The following is a 16,387-nucleotide window of genomic DNA, read 5'->3' on the forward strand; positions in this document are numbered from 1 at the left end:
CTATTTGTTCAGCTTTAAAAGTTAGTTCAACGTTGAAAGCCCTCAATGACGAACCAAAAAGTCACTGAGAGCCTAAATGTAAACTTCTAATTTAAACGCTAGATTAATCTATGATTCAACCTTGTCGGCTTTGCCCGCCGCACCTGCGAGTTTGGATAACTGTCTATCTAGCCACAATGGCGTGTTACCAGAATCTTCTGCGTTCTCTTTTCTTCGCACCGCATCACGCACCATCATCGCACCTACCCAGCGAAATGGCTCTGGCGGGAAGTGTCCCAACGGGCCTTTGGTTAAACCGCTTCGTGTCCATGCATTATCGATATCGAGTACCATGGCTGACAAGATCTTCCCGCCCATACGGGTTTGAGCAACGCCATTGCCTGAATAACCAAGCCCATAATAAATATTGCTTTGGCCTTTTAGATTACCGAAAAATGGCAATCCGGTGACCGAACGATCTGAGCCTCCAGACCAATTGTAATCGAATTCACTTTGTTCCAATTTAGGGAACAGTTTTTGAAACGATTGATTGAGAATCGGCAGGTAGCTAGTGGTTTGGTTAAACATGCTTTCAACTTGATTGGCAAACGAGAATTTATTGCCGCCTTTGCCCAACATGAGTCGTCCATCTTGGGTATCTCGGTAGTAGTGGACAAAGATACGCGAATCCACCACCGCCGCCCCTTTCTCTGGGCCAAATTTCTTGAGCTTTTCAGGAATAGGCTTGGTCACTACCATATCTGAAGAGACAACCACAATGCTGCGTTTGAACTCTTTAAAGTGATCGTGCATCCACGCATTGAGTGCCAAAATCACTTTATCTGCAAATACGGAACCGCCTTTGGTTTGAATTCGAGCTGGGGAGCCATAGTCGAGTGATGTCATCTCTGTATTTTCGTAAATTTCGACACCCAATTCGATCGCAACGCGGCGTAAGCCTCTCGCCAATAACGCTGGCTGCACACTACCCGCAGCTTCTGAGTAGTAACCCTCAATGTGGCGATCAGATCCCGCTTTATCAGCCAAAGAATTGTCGCACTTCTTCCAGCTATTGATACCCTGCTTAACCAGCTCATTAACGACAGGCTCCATTCCACCCTTTTGAGCTTTATTGGTCGCCGTGTAGTAAGTTCCGCTGCGATATAGATGCGCGTCAATCTTGTGTTCGTTACAGAAGGCTTCGATCTCGTATATAACCTTTTCCGACTCCTTAACCAACCATTTCGCTTGTTCTTTTCCGTAGAGCTTTTTCAGCGTCGGATACTTAGTTGACCACGTCAGCATGCAACCGCCGTTCGCACCAGAAGCACCGCTACCACATAGGCCTTTTTCAATCACGACAACATGTTTTTCGGGTTGCTGTTGTTTGATTAAAATCGCCGTCCATAAACCCGTATAGCCACCGCCAACAATGGCGATATCACAGTTGACGTCTTTTTGGAGCGGCTTAACCGAATCTAGCCCCGCATTGATGTTGCCAAACTCTTGTTCCAACGCTTGCTTGAACCAATATGAGTAGTGCTTTGTCATTTGTTGTACCTTACTTAAAACCTAAAGGCGTAAAACTAAAAAAGGAAGACCGAAGTCTTCCTTTACTGATTTCTAACTTCTAATGAACTAAATAGTTAAGTAACTGAATAGGTCGTCAGATTAAGATTTTGGCTCTGATTTAGCGTCAAACTTGTCAGACCATGTTTTAAGAACGTCGGCACGTTCGCTGCCCATTCGAGCGAAGTCCATTTTTGCCATGTTCTTTTCTACATTAGGGAAGTTCTCTGCTTTGCCTGTCACATCTTTGTGACCAACAACTGGGTACATTTCGATGTAAAGCTCATTTGCCGCTTTAGAAATAGACCAATCGATAACACGTTGTGCTGCATCAGAAGGCTTAACAAGACCTACCGCTTCAGATTCCCAGCCGATGCCTTCAGGCGTAATCACTGAAAGTGGCGCGCCTTGAGTTTTCAGCTTAGCGCCACGGCTCGCCATAGAAATACCGATAGCGACTTCACCCATGCCCGCTTGAACACATGGCTTAGAGCCTGAGTGCGTGTAGTGAGCAATGTTTTGATCTAGCTTCTGCATGTAGTTCCAACCTTGGTCTTCACCCATGTTTTGTAGCCAAGCCGAAACCTGCATGTAGCCTGTACCAGAAGACGCTGGGTTTGGCATAGCAATATGGCCCTTGTAGATAGGCTTCGTTAGGTCATCCCAAGACTTAGGTGCCGGTAGGTTCAATTGCTTAGCCACTACTTCGTTAAAGCAAACTGCATTGAAGAATGCGTCATTGCCGTACCAAGCTTGAGTAGATTGCGGGTCGTTAAGGTTTACACGCAACGCTTCTACACCTTGAGGAGTGTAAGGCTTAAGAATGCCCTCTTCTTTAAGCAGTGCCATTGAAGAACCAGCAAGTCCCCAAACTACCTCTGCGCGAGGATTGTTTTTCTCAGCCAATAATTTTGCCGTCATGATCCCTGTTGAATCACGCACCCACTTGATGTTGATGTCTGGGTTTTCACTTTCAAATGCGTTCTTGTATTTCGCTAAAATGTCAGTTTCAAAAGCGGTGTAAACCGTCACTTCCTGTGCTGCATAAGCATTACCAGCTAGTAGAGTAACTAATGCTGCAAGTGATCCTTTCATAAAACGGTTTTTCATCATTTTCTCCAGTCAGGCCAACTCTAAAGTGAGAAGTTGCCAAAATTAAAAATTGCCAAAGTTAAAGTTGTTAAAGCTAGAAGCTCCATCTAGAGGCTTCTATATCCATAAATTCATTTAGGTTGTTAGAACACACCTTTATATTGGTATGTACCAGATTTCGAGTATTAAGCTAACTGGCTTTTATGACGATTAAATGAACAAAAAATGGCAATTTCAAGATCGGTAAATTTCTCAACACAAGTGACCAATCTTAATATGAAGCTTTTGTGAAAATAACGTTTGGACTATTTACGACCGTTTAAATTGGTTGTTAAAGTAACCGCAATCACTGGTATAGTCCAAAATTAAAATCACGAGAATTGAACATGAGAAACGAATATTTACTACTGACACCGGGTCCTCTATCTACTTCTGAAACCGTGCGCCAAGCGATGCTAAAAGATTGGTGTACTTGGGACGATGAATACAACAAAGACATTGTTGAAGTGATTCGTAGCAAGCTTGTGACTTTGGCAACTAAGCAGGCGGGATATACCAGCGTATTAATGCAAGGCAGCGGCACTGCTTCAGTTGAAGCAACAATCGGTAGCGTTATCTCTAACAGCGGTAAGCTTCTTGTGGTCGATAACGGAGCATATGGTGCTCGTATTGCTCAAATCGCAGAATATTTAAACATTCCATGCCATGTCGTTTCCCCAGGTGAAACATCACAGCCTGACTTGAACGAAATGGAAACGGCATTGGCCATGGATTCAGACATTACTCACGTGGCGATTGTCCACTGTGAAACCACCACTGGCATGCTGAATCCAATTGAAGAGATTGCCAAATTGGCAAAACAGCACAACAAAACCGTCATTCTAGATGCGATGTCGAGTTTTGGTGGCATCCCTATGGATATTGCTGACTTAGGTATCGATTACATGATCAGCTCGGCAAACAAATGCATTCAAGGTGTACCTGGATTCGGCTTTGTTATTGCGAAGCAATCGGAACTGGAAAAATGCAAAGGCCAAGCTCGTTCATTAAGCCTTGACCTGTTTGACCAATGGCACTGCATGGAAAGCAACAATGGTAAATGGCGCTTCACCTCTCCAACTCATACAGTGCGTGCTTTCTACCAAGCTCTACTTGAATTGGAGCAAGAAGGTGGCATCGAAGCTCGTCATAATCGCTACCAAACCAACCAAACCACATTGGTTGCAGGTATGCGCTCTCTTGGCTTTGAGCCACTGCTTAATGATGATCTTCATTCACCTATCATTACTTCTTTCTATTCTCCAACTCATAGCGATTACCAATTCAAGGAATTCTATGACCGTTTGAAAGAACAAGGTTTTGTGATTTACCCGGGTAAGGTTTCAAACGCAGACTGCTTCCGAATCGGTAACATCGGTGAAGTGTATCCGTCAGACATTGAAGCTCTCATTGGCGCAGTGAAAAACGCTATGTACTGGGACATCAAATAATGACAACGACCAATCAAGAGCCAGTTCTAAAGGCAACGTACTTTCGAAGCGAAGGCGATGTGAACACCACACCAGCACGCGAAAAATGGAACGAATCGCTAAACGATGATGCGACTCAAGCGATGTTAAAGCGTGACTCTGACGTGTTTCTTCATCAAGCCATGTCAACGCCTTGCCTAGACACACTTGAAGCAGCCGAAGGCATCTATATTCAAGATGCGACGGGCAAAAAGTACATGGACTTTCACGGTAACAATGTTCATCAACTTGGTTATGGCCACCCACACATTATTAATAAAGTGACTCAGCAAATGGCGTCGTTGCCATTTTCACCACGTCGCTTCACCAATGAAACTGCGGTTCAGTGTGCTGAGAAACTCACACAGATCTGCGGTGGTGATTTGAATCGCGTGTTGTTTGCTCCCGGTGGCACATCAGTGATCGGCATGGCGCTCAAACTAGCTCGCCATGTCACCAACAATTTCAAAGTAGTGTCATTGTGGGATTCATTCCATGGCGCGTCACTTGATGCGATTTCAGTGGGTGGCGAAGCGTGTTTCCGCGAAGGCATGGGGCCGTTAATGGCTGGCGTAGAACGTATTCCACCAGCGGTTTCCTATCGTGGTGCTTTCCCGCTCAATGACTCTTTTTCGCTTTGCGGGCAAAACTCCGGCGATGCGAACGAGACCGCACGTGATGTTCACTACGCCGATTACCTTGAGTATGTGATTGAAAAAGAAGGTGGCATTGGTGCCTTCATTGCAGAAGCGGTTCGTAACACAGACGTGCAAGTACCAAGCAAAGCTTACTGGAAGCGCATCCGTGAGATTTGTGATAAGCATAACGTCATGTTGATCATCGACGACATTCCAAACGGTATGGGTCGCAGTGGCGAATGGTTCACTCACCAAGCTTTTGATATCGAACCTGACATTCTTTGTATCGGTAAAGGTTTTGGCGGCGGCTTAGTTCCAATCGCAGCCATGATCACTAAAGACAAATACAACACGGCAGCGCAAGTATCTCTTGGTCACTACACCCACGAAAAAAGCCCAATTGGTTGCGCGGCAGCACTCGCCACCATGGAAGTGATTGAGCAAGAAAATTTACTTGAAAAAGTGCAAGAAGACAGCGCTTTTGTACGTGAACAACTGCTTCAAATGAAAGATAAGTACCCAGTCATTGGTGACGTTCGCGGCATCGGCCTGCTCTGGGGGGTGGAATTGGTCACCGACCATATCACCAAAACCCGAGCGTTCGATGAAGCAGAAGCCGTACTTTATCAATGTCTGAACGATGGCCTGAGCTTTAAGGTGTCACAAGGTAACGTGATTCAATTGAGCCCGCCATTGATCATCAGCCGCAGTGAACTAGAAGTCGCTCTGTCTATATTCGAAAATGCGATAGCAAAAGTCTGCAAAGATTTTGAATACCTTTAATTCATTATCTAAATCAACATTTAAACCAATAAGCTAAAACAATCATTCGTCCTTCCAATAACTTGAACTGGGAGTGACACAAAAATAGGACACTATTATGAACACGACATCACCTATCCAAGCGGTTATCTTTGACTGGGCAGGCACTATCGTTGATTTTGGATCATTTGCTCCAACCAGCATTTTCGTTGAAGCATTCAGACAAGGTTTCGACTTTGATATCGACTTAGCAGAAGCGCGTGAACCTATGGGTATCGGCAAATGGGACCACATCCAAGCGGTTGGTCGAATTCCAGCTGTCGACGCTCGTTGGAATGCTCAATTCGGACGCTCGATGACCAGTGAAGACGTTGATGCGATCTACTCGGCATTCATGCCTCTTCAGAAAGCAAAAGTAGCAGACCACGCAGCACCAATTTTAAACGCGATTGAAGTCGTGAATAACTTAAAAGAAAAGAACGTAAAAATCGGCTCTTGTTCTGGTTACCCACGAGAGGTGATGGACGTACTAATTCCAGCTGCAGCAGATTACGGTTATCTTCCTGACAACGTAGTTGCAACTGACGACTTACCGCAAGGCGGTCGCCCTGCTCCATTCATGGCACTTAAAAACGTCATTGACCTAGGTGTGACGAACGTCGCTGCGTGTGTGAAAGTGGATGACGCAGCACCGGGTATCGATGAAGGCCACAACGCAGGCATGTGGACAGTAGGCCTTGTACTATCAGGCAACGAAGCAGGCTTAACCTACCAAGAATATGTGGATGCCGACGAAGCGACACTTGCAGTTGCGCGAGAAAAAGCAAGCATTAAGCTAAACAAATCAAACCCGCACTACCTGATCGATACCATCGCCGACTTACCTAGAGTGATTGCAGATATCGAAAAGCGTTTGTTAGCCGGTGAGCGCCCGTAACAGCTAAAGCTCCGCTCCCCCCTACAACTCAGACTATGTAGCCAAATAATCCGTTCACACAAAAAGATGAAACCTCGTACCGCGTTAAAATGATACGAGGTTTCATTGTTTCCAACATTTAAGACAACAATTGATCAACAAAAAAGCTATAAATAGCGCCTTGAAAACTATGAATACCAACAATCCGATTGACTATCATACGCAATCAGACTAACAATATATTAGTAGTACTTTAAAAGCTCTACCTGAATCAACGCCTTGATTTACTTACGGTCGCAGTGTCTTAGCCAGTAAGTTATCGCTTTACAGGTCAGTTCAGATAACAATAAAAATTAATCCAAGGATAAGATTATGAAAAAACTTTCTAAAATCATGTGTGCTGTCGTCGCAGCTTCCGGCTTAGCGGCAGCTCCTTCTATTGCTGCAACCACTTATGTTGGTGCAAAAGTGGGCATGGGTTGGCTAGATAGTGCCTGTGTCGATGGCGTTAAATGCGAAGATGATTCTGTTGCGGGTGGCCTTTACGGTGGCTACAACTTTTCTGACAAGTTTGCTCTTGAACTGAGCGCAGACTACCTAGGAGACTACGATACAAGCTTTAATAGCACAGGAACTTTGAAGCAATATAGTGATTCAATCGTCGCTATCTCTCTGAGCCCTATGTATCGACTCGCTATCCAACAAAAATTTGATATCTTCTTCAAAGCCGGCCCAGCTTACATCATGCACGATGACGAAGATGACGTAGTATTGTCTCTTGGTATCGGTGCTGAAAAGCAATTCGCTGAAGACTGGGCACTGCGTGTTGAATATCAATACTTCGATGATTTCGATGATAAATTCGTGCAAGACTTAAACTCTAACCTTGTTACCGTTGGCCTTAGCTACAACTTTGGTACAGGTAACACAACGGCTTCAGCAGCAGCCGCTTCTGCAGCCGTTATAACACAGGCTCCTGCAGAGCCAATTGCCGAACCAGAAGTCATTGTTGTTGAAGAAGAAGTTGTGGTTACTAAAGCGAAAACTGAAAGCTTCTCTCAAGGTATGTTTGAGACAAACAGCACTGAATTATCTTCAGAAGGCAAATCTGCATTAATGCCATTAGTTGAAGTACTGCAAGCTCACCCTCAATCATCAGTTAATGTTGTTGGTCACACTGATTCAACAGGTGCGGCAGAGTACAACATGATGATCTCTAAGAAGCGTGCTGCTGCTGTAGCCGCATACATTGAAGAGCAAGGCATTGAAGCGGACCGCATTACAGCTTCAGGTGAAGGGGAAGAAAACCCTGTAGCATCAAACGCTACAGCTGAAGGTCGTGCACAAAACCGTCGTGTTGACGCAACGATCCCAAGCTTCGAATACCAAGAAAAAGCGCAAATGGAAGAAGTTATCGTAGAAACTGCTGAATAATAGCACTCTACCTTAATTAAAATAATAAGGGCGGAGCACTTTCAAGTGCTCCGCCCTTTTCTTTATCAGGCTCTCCCCATATGCCATCAGCTATAAGTAGAAGCCGTAAAAATCAGTCTACTGCCAAGCTGTACAATCAGAGACTAGACTATTTCCCAGCTGTGGGTCATCTCTACACCAGCACCCAGCATTAAGCATACTGAACAGTATTTTTCTAATGAATCCGCACAGACCTTAGCAACCAACTCAGGATCAAGATTTTCACCCGACACTTCGAAGTGAATGTTAATCACAGTAAAGATTTTTGGCGCCGTTTCACGACGTGTGGTTTCAAGCTTTGCATTACAGCCCGTGATGTTTTGGCCTGCAGATTTCAAGCCATCAACCACATCAACAGAGCTACAACCGCCAGCAGCCATTAGCACCATTTCCATAGGGCTTGGCGCGGTAGCACCGCCACTGCCATCCATAACGACAGAGTGACCTGATTGAGATTGACCTAGGAATTTAAAGCCTTCGACCCATTTAACTTCTGCTTGCATGTTGTTCCTTAGATGTACGGAAACCGCCATCATTATCTATTATATCAATAATGGACACCCTACTACTGGCAGCATTTATGAGCAAGATTTTCTGTTTGAGATATTTTTTTTATGAATAGTGTAATTTTTTCCATCTAAACCCTGTCTCTATTCGTACATTCAAAATCGAATGAAAAGACGTCAAGATGAGGTATCTATGAATAAATTATCTAAAATATTGGTATCACTCGTGGTTGCGCTACCACTGATTTCGCTGTTTGTGAGCCAGACTGGCACTGCCAATACAATGGATAAAACGGCTAACTCAGGTAAGAGCGAAATAGCGACACTGGCTGGTGGTTGTTTTTGGTGTACAGAATCCGATCTGGAGAAGCTGACAGGAGTCTCGGATGTTGTCTCAGGATATTCTGGTGGCGAATTAGAGAATCCAACCTATAAACAAGTTTCATCAGGTAAGTCTGGTCACATCGAAGTGATCAACGTGACTTACAACCCTGATGTGGTTAGCTACGAACAGGTGCTTGACCAATTCTTCAGACACATCGACCCAACTGATGACAAAGGTTCATTCGTTGACAGAGGTCCACAATATCGACCTGCTGTTTTCTATCATAACCAGGATCAAAAAGACATCGCTCAGAACTTCATGATGGAAATAGACAAAGCTCAGATCTTTGGTGAGCCACTAAAAACAGAGCTGATTAAGTTTGAAAAATTCTGGCCAGCAGAAGAATACCATCAAGATTATTACAAGAAGAGTAAGGTTCGTTATAACTACTACCGCTACGCTTCTGGTCGTGATCAGTACCTAGATAAAATCTTCGGTGATGATAGAAAAGAAAATCCGAAAACGATCCGCCAAATCATCGATGACAAAAATGCGACAGCTAATGCTAAGACATACAGCAAGCCGTCTGATGCAGAGCTCAAAGCGTCTCTAACTTCACTGCAATACGATGTCACACAAGACGACGCAACAGAGCGCCCGTTTGACAACAAATACTGGGATAACAAGCAAGAAGGTATTTACGTTGATATCGTAACGGGTGAGCCTTTGTTCTCTTCAAAAGACAAATACAAATCAGGTACAGGTTGGCCAAGCTTTACACAGCCAATCAGCGAAGCTTATGTGGTAACAACTACTGACTACAAGCTACTTTACCCAAGAACAGAGGTTCGCAGTAAATTTGGTGACTCTCACCTAGGGCATGTATTTAAAGATGGTCCAAAGCCAACAGGTTTACGCTACTGCATGAATTCAGCCGCTATGCGCTTTATCCCAGCAGATAAATTGGCTGAGGAAGGCTACGAAGAATATGTAGAAATGTTCGAAGGCTAAAGCTTAAGTACTAAGAAATTAGTGCTACACCTATACCAACAAAGCCAGCATAACGCTGGCTTTGTTTTTCTAACACACTAACAAGAACTATAAATCCTAGCCTGTTAGCATTATTACCCCGTTAACATTATTAGCCCGTCAACACTGTATCTTCAGGGTATTTCAACAAGGAGGGTTCTGGACGAGCCAGCATGTACGCCAAAGTCAAAGGACCAATACGCCCGATGACCATAACGACAATCATGATGTATTTACCGGGCTCAGTGAGATTTGCAGTGAGTCCCGCTGTTAGACCGACGGTTGCAAAAGCAGAAATCACTTCAAACATCACGCGGTCAAACGCGGCTTGCTCAGTGAGCATTAACAAAAACATTGCGGTGGTTAACAGTGCTCCACTTACCACAATAATGGCCAATGACTTTGTTACAGCTTGCCAGGTCACAGTACGTTTAAACATCACTACATGCTTTTTCTGACGTAAGAATGTCCAAGTTGCTACAAAAGCGACCGCAAATGTCGAAACCTTAATACCACCACCAGTTGAAGTTGAACCAGCACCAATCAACATCAGTACTATCATCACCAACAATGCAGGCTGAGTGTACTGAGACAAATCCACACTATTAAAACCAGCAGTACGAGCACTCGCTGACTGGAAAAATGCCGCTAACCACTGACCTTGTGTCGATAACCCTCCCATGGTCGCGGAGTTATTCCTCTCCAACAACCAAAACATCACCGTACCAACCAACAACAGCGCTGGTGTCGCTGTTAACATAATCTTGGTATGTAAATGTAGGTGTCGAAAACCTTTACGCCAGTTACTCGATAAGTCGCCGACGACTGTAAAACCAAGTCCACCAAAAATAAACAAACCTGCTAATGTAAATATCACCAGTGGATCGTCAACAAAACTCATCATACTGTCTGAAAACAGCGCGAAGCCTGCATTATTGAATGCAGATATAGCGTGAAAGAGTGCATAAAAGCTTCCCGTTGCCCATCCCATTTCTGGAACCCAACGGAAACAGAGCAATACAAAACCGACAAACTCCGCCACCAACGCAAAGATAATGATCTTCTTAACTAATTTACGGAGATTAATCTTACGATCTTGTCCAAGTGCTTCTTTTGCCAATGCTTGTTGTTTAAGGCTTAATCGGACACCAAACATATAGAGCAGTACCGCAGACAGAGTCATCTGCCCTAACCCACCAACTTGCATCAAGAACATCAGTAAGATTTTACCTGCCAAGGTGAAATGCTGGCCAGTATCAACAACACCTAAACCTGTCACACTGATCGCTGACGTGGCAGTAAACAGTGAATCCGTAAAGCTTAGTCCTGTCACCGAGAACACAGGCAGCGTCAACAAGATTGCTGAGGGGATAAGAACACCTAAGAAGCTCGTAAGGATAATCTTAGGTTCAGAGCCTTTGCGTGGCTTCTTATCACTTTTAAGGGTGTAGAAAGCACCTTTTCGTTTTACCGAATTCATACTGTTACCTTACTTACCAATTACCAATTGCGTAGCTTTCTAGATAAAGTCTCTTTCGGCCCAGCTATGATCACCACATCCCCAATTTCTAAACTCACATCCAGTTCTGGTGCTTTCGTTAAGTTCGGGCCTCGCTTAAAGCCAAGTACCTCAACACCATTTTCTTTACACAGCTTAAGGTCACCAAGTTTCTTACCCAACAAATTAGAACCAATAACGATTTCCGTCATCGCTAAGCCACTGCCAAGGTCGATAAACTCAAGAACGCGTCTATCCAACATTTTACGCGCGACACGAATACCCATATCTCGCTCCGGCATGATGATATAGTCAGCACCAATCTTAGAGAGGATCTTGCCGTGGAACTTATCATTCGCCTTAACCCAGACTGCCTTTGCACCTGACTCTTTAACGACCAAGGTCGTTAGAATACTGGAATTAACATCAGAGCCAATCGACACCATCACCATGTCGTATTCATCGAGCCTTAACTCTTTAACTGTCTCTTCGCTTGTACAGTTCGCAACAATCGCTTGAGAAACAAAAGCCGCCGCATCTTTCACTCGCTCTTCATCAATATCAACGGCGAGTACCTGTGAGCCTGAACTTTGTAGCTCTTTACAGACTGAGAGACCAAAACGTCCCAAGCCAATAACTGCATATTGTTTGTCACTCATTTATTACTCCACTTACAAAGCTATGTAGCATCGAAAACAAATAATGAAATTGTCTTCATACAAAAAAACGACTATATATCCATATAGAGATACAATTGTCAGCTAATCGCTTGATTTATAAAGGTAGAGAACAAAAGTGATTTCTGCTAATTTCTAACCCACTATTTCTGCGGCAGTACACACAATGAATGAATTCATAACCCAAGTACAAACCTACATTAACCAGAGCCATAGTGATTGGGCAAACAGCGTCCTATTCATCACTATTGCGAGCTTTCTCGCTTGGGTCGCTTGGCGAATTATCCATAATCGCTTAGAAATTCTGGTTCAGAAAACCCCATTCCACTGGGATGACCTACTGCTAGAGGCGCTAAAAACACCTGTCAGTACATTACTCTGGTGTTGGCCTGCAACTGTCTCTGTGGGGTTAATCCTTCAAGACCAGTTTGGTAATGAAATTAATTGGTTAAAAACACTTAAGCACATATTAATTATCTGTACCTTCGTTTGGTTTACCTTGCGAATGATCACCAACACTGAAGCGTACGTCTTAGAACAAAAAACCAGAGACGAAACCACAGTACAAGCTATCGCTAAAGTCGCTCGCTTGTTCTTTATGGTGATGGGCGGCCTGACCATCATGCAGGCATTTGGTCTGAGCCTATCTGGCTTACTCACCTTCGGTGGTGTGGGTGGCTTAATCGTCGGTTTGGCAGCAAAGGATCTACTGTCGAATTTCTTTGGCGGCATGATGATTTACTTCGACCGTCCTTTTAAAGTCGGTGATTGGATACGCTCACCAGACCGCCAAATCGAAGGTACAGTCGAACGCATTGGTTGGCGCATGACCATCATTCGCACTTTTGATAAGCGACCTTTATACGTGCCAAATTCGGTATTCAGTAACATTGTGGTGGAGAACCCATCAAGAATGTTGAACCGCAGAATCAATGAAACCTTCGGTCTTCGTTATCAAGATGCAGACAAGCTAGCTCTAATTGTTGATGAAGTTAGATCCATGCTCGAAACACACCCTGACATTGATGCAAAACAGACGCTGATCGTTAACTTTGATAAGTTTGGTCCATCAACCCTTAATTTCTTTATCTACACCTTCACCAAAACGGTTAACTGGGTGAGATACCACGAAGTTAAGCAAGATGTCCTGCTGCAGGTGTTGGCGATTATTCATAAGCACAATGCTGATATCGCCTTCCCAACACAAACGCTCAAGATCGATCCTCAAGATTTTGGCGAAGCTCAAGGTATGGTCATTTCCAACTCAGAAGGTCATTAAGAAGCACATCTATATTGCTTATCGTTTATAGCTTGTCGTCAAGTCGATGGGTTATCGATAAGTAAACTGGTTATCGATAAATAAACAGAGTGAAGCGTGGTAACATGGCGCCAGTATTCAAATACACCTAATTACCACTCTATGATTTTACCTGTGATCCTAGCTGGCGGCTCCGGAAGTCGCCTCTGGCCTCTGTCTCGCGAACTTTACCCTAAGCAATTTCTCAATATTGCTGGCGAACAGTCAATGCTTCAGCAAACGCTTCAACGCTTGCAAGGTCTTGAGGACTATCTAACGGATAGCAAGTGCGCAGCTCCATTCATTATCTGTAATGAAGAACACCGCTTTATTGCCGCTGAACAAGTTCGCGCCACTAAAATCCAACACAGTGGAATCCTTTTAGAGCCTGTCGGTAGAAATACAGCCCCAGCTATTGCGCTTGCTGCCCTACAGGCTCTAAGCAAATCAGTGGATAAAAAATCGAACGAATCTGACCCTATCTTATTAGTGTTGGCGGCCGATCATCACATCGCTAAAACCTCTGAATTTCAACAAACAATTAGCCGTGGTGTTGGTTACGCAAAACAAGGCAAACTGGTGACATTCGGTATAACCCCGAATGCTCCAGAGACTGGTTATGGCTATATCAAACAAGGCCAACCACTTCCCTCTAGCCTGCAAATAGAAACCAACACTACAGTGCAATCAGTCCATCATGCCTACACCATTGAATGCTTCATAGAAAAGCCTGATAAAGCAACTGCAGAAGAATACATACGTTCAGAGCAATACTTGTGGAACAGCGGCATGTTCATGTTTAAGGCATCCCGCTACCTTGAAGAACTCTCTAAACACCACCCAGAAATATTAGCGGCTTGTCAGTTAGCTCTTTCAAAGCAAAATACCGACCTCGACTTTATCCGTATCGAGGCAGAAGCATTCAAAAATAGCCCAAGTGACTCTATCGATTATGCCGTGATGGAGAAGACCTCACACGCCGCAGTGATCCCGATGGACGTTGGTTGGAATGATATTGGTTCGTGGTCTGCTATCTGGGATGTAAGCGACAAAGATGAGCACAATAACGTCATTGAAGGTGATGTATTAACCGTCGATTCTCAACACAACTACATTCATGCGGAAAATAAGCTGGTCGCGACTGTAGGTGTCGACAATTTGATCATTGTCGAAACTAAAGATGCAATATTGGTTGCGAACAAAGACAAAGTTCAAAGTGTTAAGTCGATTGTTAGCCAACTGAATCAGGCTGGTCGAACGGAACATGTCCATCATCGCGAGGTCTTTAGGCCTTGGGGTAAATACGACGTGATCGATCTAGGCAAACGAGACAAAGTGAAGCGCATTACAGTCAACGCTGGCCATAGGCTTTCGTTGCAAATGCATCACCATAGAGCAGAACATTGGGTAGTCGTGGCTGGCACTGCGAAAGTAACCAACGATGAGAAAACGTATCTAATCGAAGAAGATCAATCCACTTACATTCCACTAGGCCATATCCACAGCCTTGAGAACCCTGGAGACTCACCTCTCGAAATGATCGAAGTACAAACCGGTAGTCACTTAAGTGAAGACGATATCATTCGATATCAAGACAGCTATGGGCGAGAGGTTCGAAACCAACAAGCTTCTTCGTCTCAGAACAACAAATCGAAATAAAGCGGCGACAATCAAGTGAAACCAACATTAGACCTTAGCTGCTTTAAGAACAACGATATTCGCGGCATCATTGGTGACCAAATCAATGGGTACTTTACCTACCTGCTCGGCAAAGCATTTGGAGAATACGCCCTATCCACGACACCTGAAGCCTCATTCGATGGATTGGCTCAAGTGGTGATTGGTCGTGATAACCGAGAAACGTCCCTTTCATTACAAGAAGCCATGACCAAAGGCTTAATCGAGTCTGGAATAACCGTCGTTGATCTTGGAATGACAGGGACTGAAGAAGTCTACTTTGCAACTCGCCACCTTGGCGCCATTGGCGGAATCCAAATTACGGCAAGCCATAACCCAATTAATTACAACGGAATGAAATTGGTCGGCTTGGACGCTAGCCCGATAAGTAAAAACAGTGGGTTAGATGAAATCAAACGACGCATTGCAGAGCTTAATCAAGAGCTGAACTGCAATTTACCGTTCGTTCATGCACAACCAAGTAACTCTAGTAGATCGACCAGTATTCTCGCCCCTTATGTAGACCACCTACTCTCTTATATATCTCCTTCTGAGCTTTCACCTATGAAAATTGTGGTGAACGCAGGGAACGGTGTCGCAGGGCGTATTATTGATGATTTAGAAGCTCGCTTTGCCACGCTCGATATTCCGATCACCTTCATCAAGGTTCACCATACTCCTGACGGAACATTCCCTAATGGCATTCCGAACCCATTGATTAAAGAAAACCAAACAGCCACCAGAGACGCCGTTTTACAAAGCTCGGCCGATCTTGGTATTGCTTGGGATGGAGACTTCGATCGCTGCTTTTTCTTTGACGAGACAGGCAATTACATTGAAGGTTATTACATTGTCGGGTTGCTTGCTGAAGCATTCTTATTAAAAGAGCCGAACGCCACTGTATTACACGATATGCGCATGACATGGAACACGATTGAAATCGCTTACAAACGTGGTGGAAAAGCGATTGGGATTAAAGCGGGACACGCACTTATCAAAGAGAAGATGCGTGAAACGAATGCGGTCTACGGTGGTGAGATGAGCGCACACCATTATTTTCGTGATTTTGGATATTGCGACTCAGGAATGATTCCTTGGCTACTGGTTATTGAACTAATGTCGAAAACCCAACAGTCTCTTTACCAACTGACGAACGCAAGTATGGATAGATTCCCCTCATCCGGAGAGATCAATCGCAGAGTATCCAACCCAGAGGAAGTCATGGCTTGTGTGTTATTGCACTACCGAGATAATGCCGTTGAGATCGATCACACAGACGGGATCAGCATGAATATGGACACATGGCGCTTCAACTTAAGAAAGTCTAATACCGAGCCATTAATACGCCTTAATGTAGAAACCAGACAAAATAGAGCTTTGCTATCACTTAAAGTCGACGAGCTACTGTCTTTTCTTATTTAAGAGTCCAAGGCGCTTTCCG

13 protein-coding genes are annotated in these 16,387 nt (G+C 44.3%); 8 read left to right on the plus strand and 5 right to left on the minus strand.

The features are described from left to right. Nucleotides 1–108: 108 nt before the first annotated feature. Both MED222_RS18100 and MED222_RS18095 read right to left on the minus strand, forming a co-directional pair. Nucleotides 109–1,530: an FAD-dependent oxidoreductase gene (locus MED222_RS18100; protein ID WP_009845631.1), complete on the minus strand. Its 1,422-nt coding sequence runs from the start codon at nucleotides 1,528–1,530 to the stop codon at nucleotides 109–111. Nucleotides 1,531–1,650: 120 nt separating this feature from the next. Further along, nucleotides 1,651–2,661 carry a putative 2-aminoethylphosphonate ABC transporter substrate-binding protein gene (locus MED222_RS18095; protein ID WP_032555077.1) on the minus strand — a complete coding sequence of 337 codons (1,011 nt, stop codon included), beginning with the start codon at nucleotides 2,659–2,661 and terminating at the stop codon, nucleotides 1,651–1,653. A 365-nt stretch (nucleotides 2,662–3,026) separates the two neighbouring features. On the opposite strand from MED222_RS18095, the gene phnW reads away from it, so the two are divergent. From phnW to MED222_RS18075, 4 genes are all read left to right on the plus strand, one after another. Continuing rightward, nucleotides 3,027–4,130: a 2-aminoethylphosphonate--pyruvate transaminase gene (gene phnW / locus MED222_RS18090; RefSeq protein WP_009845633.1), complete on the plus strand. Its 1,104-nt coding sequence runs from the start codon at nucleotides 3,027–3,029 to the stop codon at nucleotides 4,128–4,130. Next, complete coding sequence (locus MED222_RS18085) at nucleotides 4,130–5,569, plus strand: aspartate aminotransferase family protein (RefSeq protein ID WP_009845634.1); 1,440 nt, start codon at nucleotides 4,130–4,132, stop codon at nucleotides 5,567–5,569. Before phnW ends, MED222_RS18085 begins: the two co-directional genes overlap by 1 nt. Before the next feature lie 97 nt (nucleotides 5,570–5,666). Next, the gene (gene phnX / locus MED222_RS18080) at nucleotides 5,667–6,485 is read left to right on the plus strand and encodes a phosphonoacetaldehyde hydrolase (protein ID WP_009845635.1); all 819 of its coding nucleotides are present in this window, start codon (nucleotides 5,667–5,669) and stop codon (nucleotides 6,483–6,485) included. Nucleotides 6,486–6,836: 351 nt separating this feature from the next. Beyond that, nucleotides 6,837–7,898 (plus strand): OmpA family protein, encoded by a 1,062-nt coding sequence (locus MED222_RS18075; RefSeq protein WP_009845636.1) that lies wholly within the window; start codon nucleotides 6,837–6,839, stop codon nucleotides 7,896–7,898. A gap of 143 nt (nucleotides 7,899–8,041) precedes the next feature. Here MED222_RS18075 and MED222_RS18070 read toward each other — a convergent pair whose 3' ends face one another. Then, nucleotides 8,042–8,440 carry an OsmC family protein gene (locus MED222_RS18070; protein ID WP_009845637.1) on the minus strand — a complete coding sequence of 133 codons (399 nt, stop codon included), beginning with the start codon at nucleotides 8,438–8,440 and terminating at the stop codon, nucleotides 8,042–8,044. A 196-nt stretch (nucleotides 8,441–8,636) separates the two neighbouring features. Here MED222_RS18070 and msrB point away from each other — a divergent pair, with 196 nt between their 5' ends. After that, on the plus strand, nucleotides 8,637–9,779 hold the full coding sequence (msrB, locus tag MED222_RS18065) for a peptide-methionine (R)-S-oxide reductase MsrB (RefSeq protein ID WP_009845638.1): 1,143 nt from the start codon (nucleotides 8,637–8,639) through the stop codon (nucleotides 9,777–9,779). A 130-nt stretch (nucleotides 9,780–9,909) separates the two neighbouring features. Here the strand turns inward: msrB and MED222_RS18060 are convergent, their stop codons facing one another. Both MED222_RS18060 and MED222_RS18055 read right to left on the minus strand, forming a co-directional pair. Beyond that, on the minus strand, nucleotides 9,910–11,277 hold the full coding sequence (locus MED222_RS18060) for a TrkH family potassium uptake protein (protein ID WP_009845639.1): 1,368 nt from the start codon (nucleotides 11,275–11,277) through the stop codon (nucleotides 9,910–9,912). Between the two features lie 20 nt (nucleotides 11,278–11,297). Further along, on the minus strand, nucleotides 11,298–11,954 hold the full coding sequence (locus tag MED222_RS18055) for a potassium channel family protein (RefSeq protein ID WP_009845640.1): 657 nt from the start codon (nucleotides 11,952–11,954) through the stop codon (nucleotides 11,298–11,300). Nucleotides 11,955–12,138: 184 nt separating this feature from the next. On the opposite strand from MED222_RS18055, the gene MED222_RS18050 reads away from it, so the two are divergent. The 3 genes from MED222_RS18050 (at nucleotide 12,139) to MED222_RS18040 (ending at nucleotide 16,368) form a co-directional block, all read left to right on the plus strand. Further along, nucleotides 12,139–13,251, plus strand: a complete 1,113-nt coding sequence (locus MED222_RS18050) for a mechanosensitive ion channel family protein (RefSeq protein ID WP_009845641.1) — start codon at nucleotides 12,139–12,141, stop codon at nucleotides 13,249–13,251. A 141-nt stretch (nucleotides 13,252–13,392) separates the two neighbouring features. Further along, entirely contained in the window at nucleotides 13,393–14,928 is a 1,536-nt protein-coding gene (locus MED222_RS18045; protein WP_009845642.1) for a mannose-1-phosphate guanylyltransferase/mannose-6-phosphate isomerase, read from the plus strand. A 15-nt stretch (nucleotides 14,929–14,943) separates the two neighbouring features. Then, nucleotides 14,944–16,368 (plus strand): phosphomannomutase/phosphoglucomutase, encoded by a 1,425-nt coding sequence (locus MED222_RS18040; protein ID WP_009845643.1) that lies wholly within the window; start codon nucleotides 14,944–14,946, stop codon nucleotides 16,366–16,368. Nucleotides 16,369–16,387: the final 19 nt, after the last annotated feature.

The sequence above is a fragment of the Vibrio sp. MED222 genome, from assembly GCF_000153005.1.
GTDB classification, from domain to species: domain Bacteria; phylum Pseudomonadota; class Gammaproteobacteria; order Enterobacterales; family Vibrionaceae; genus Vibrio; species Vibrio tasmaniensis_A.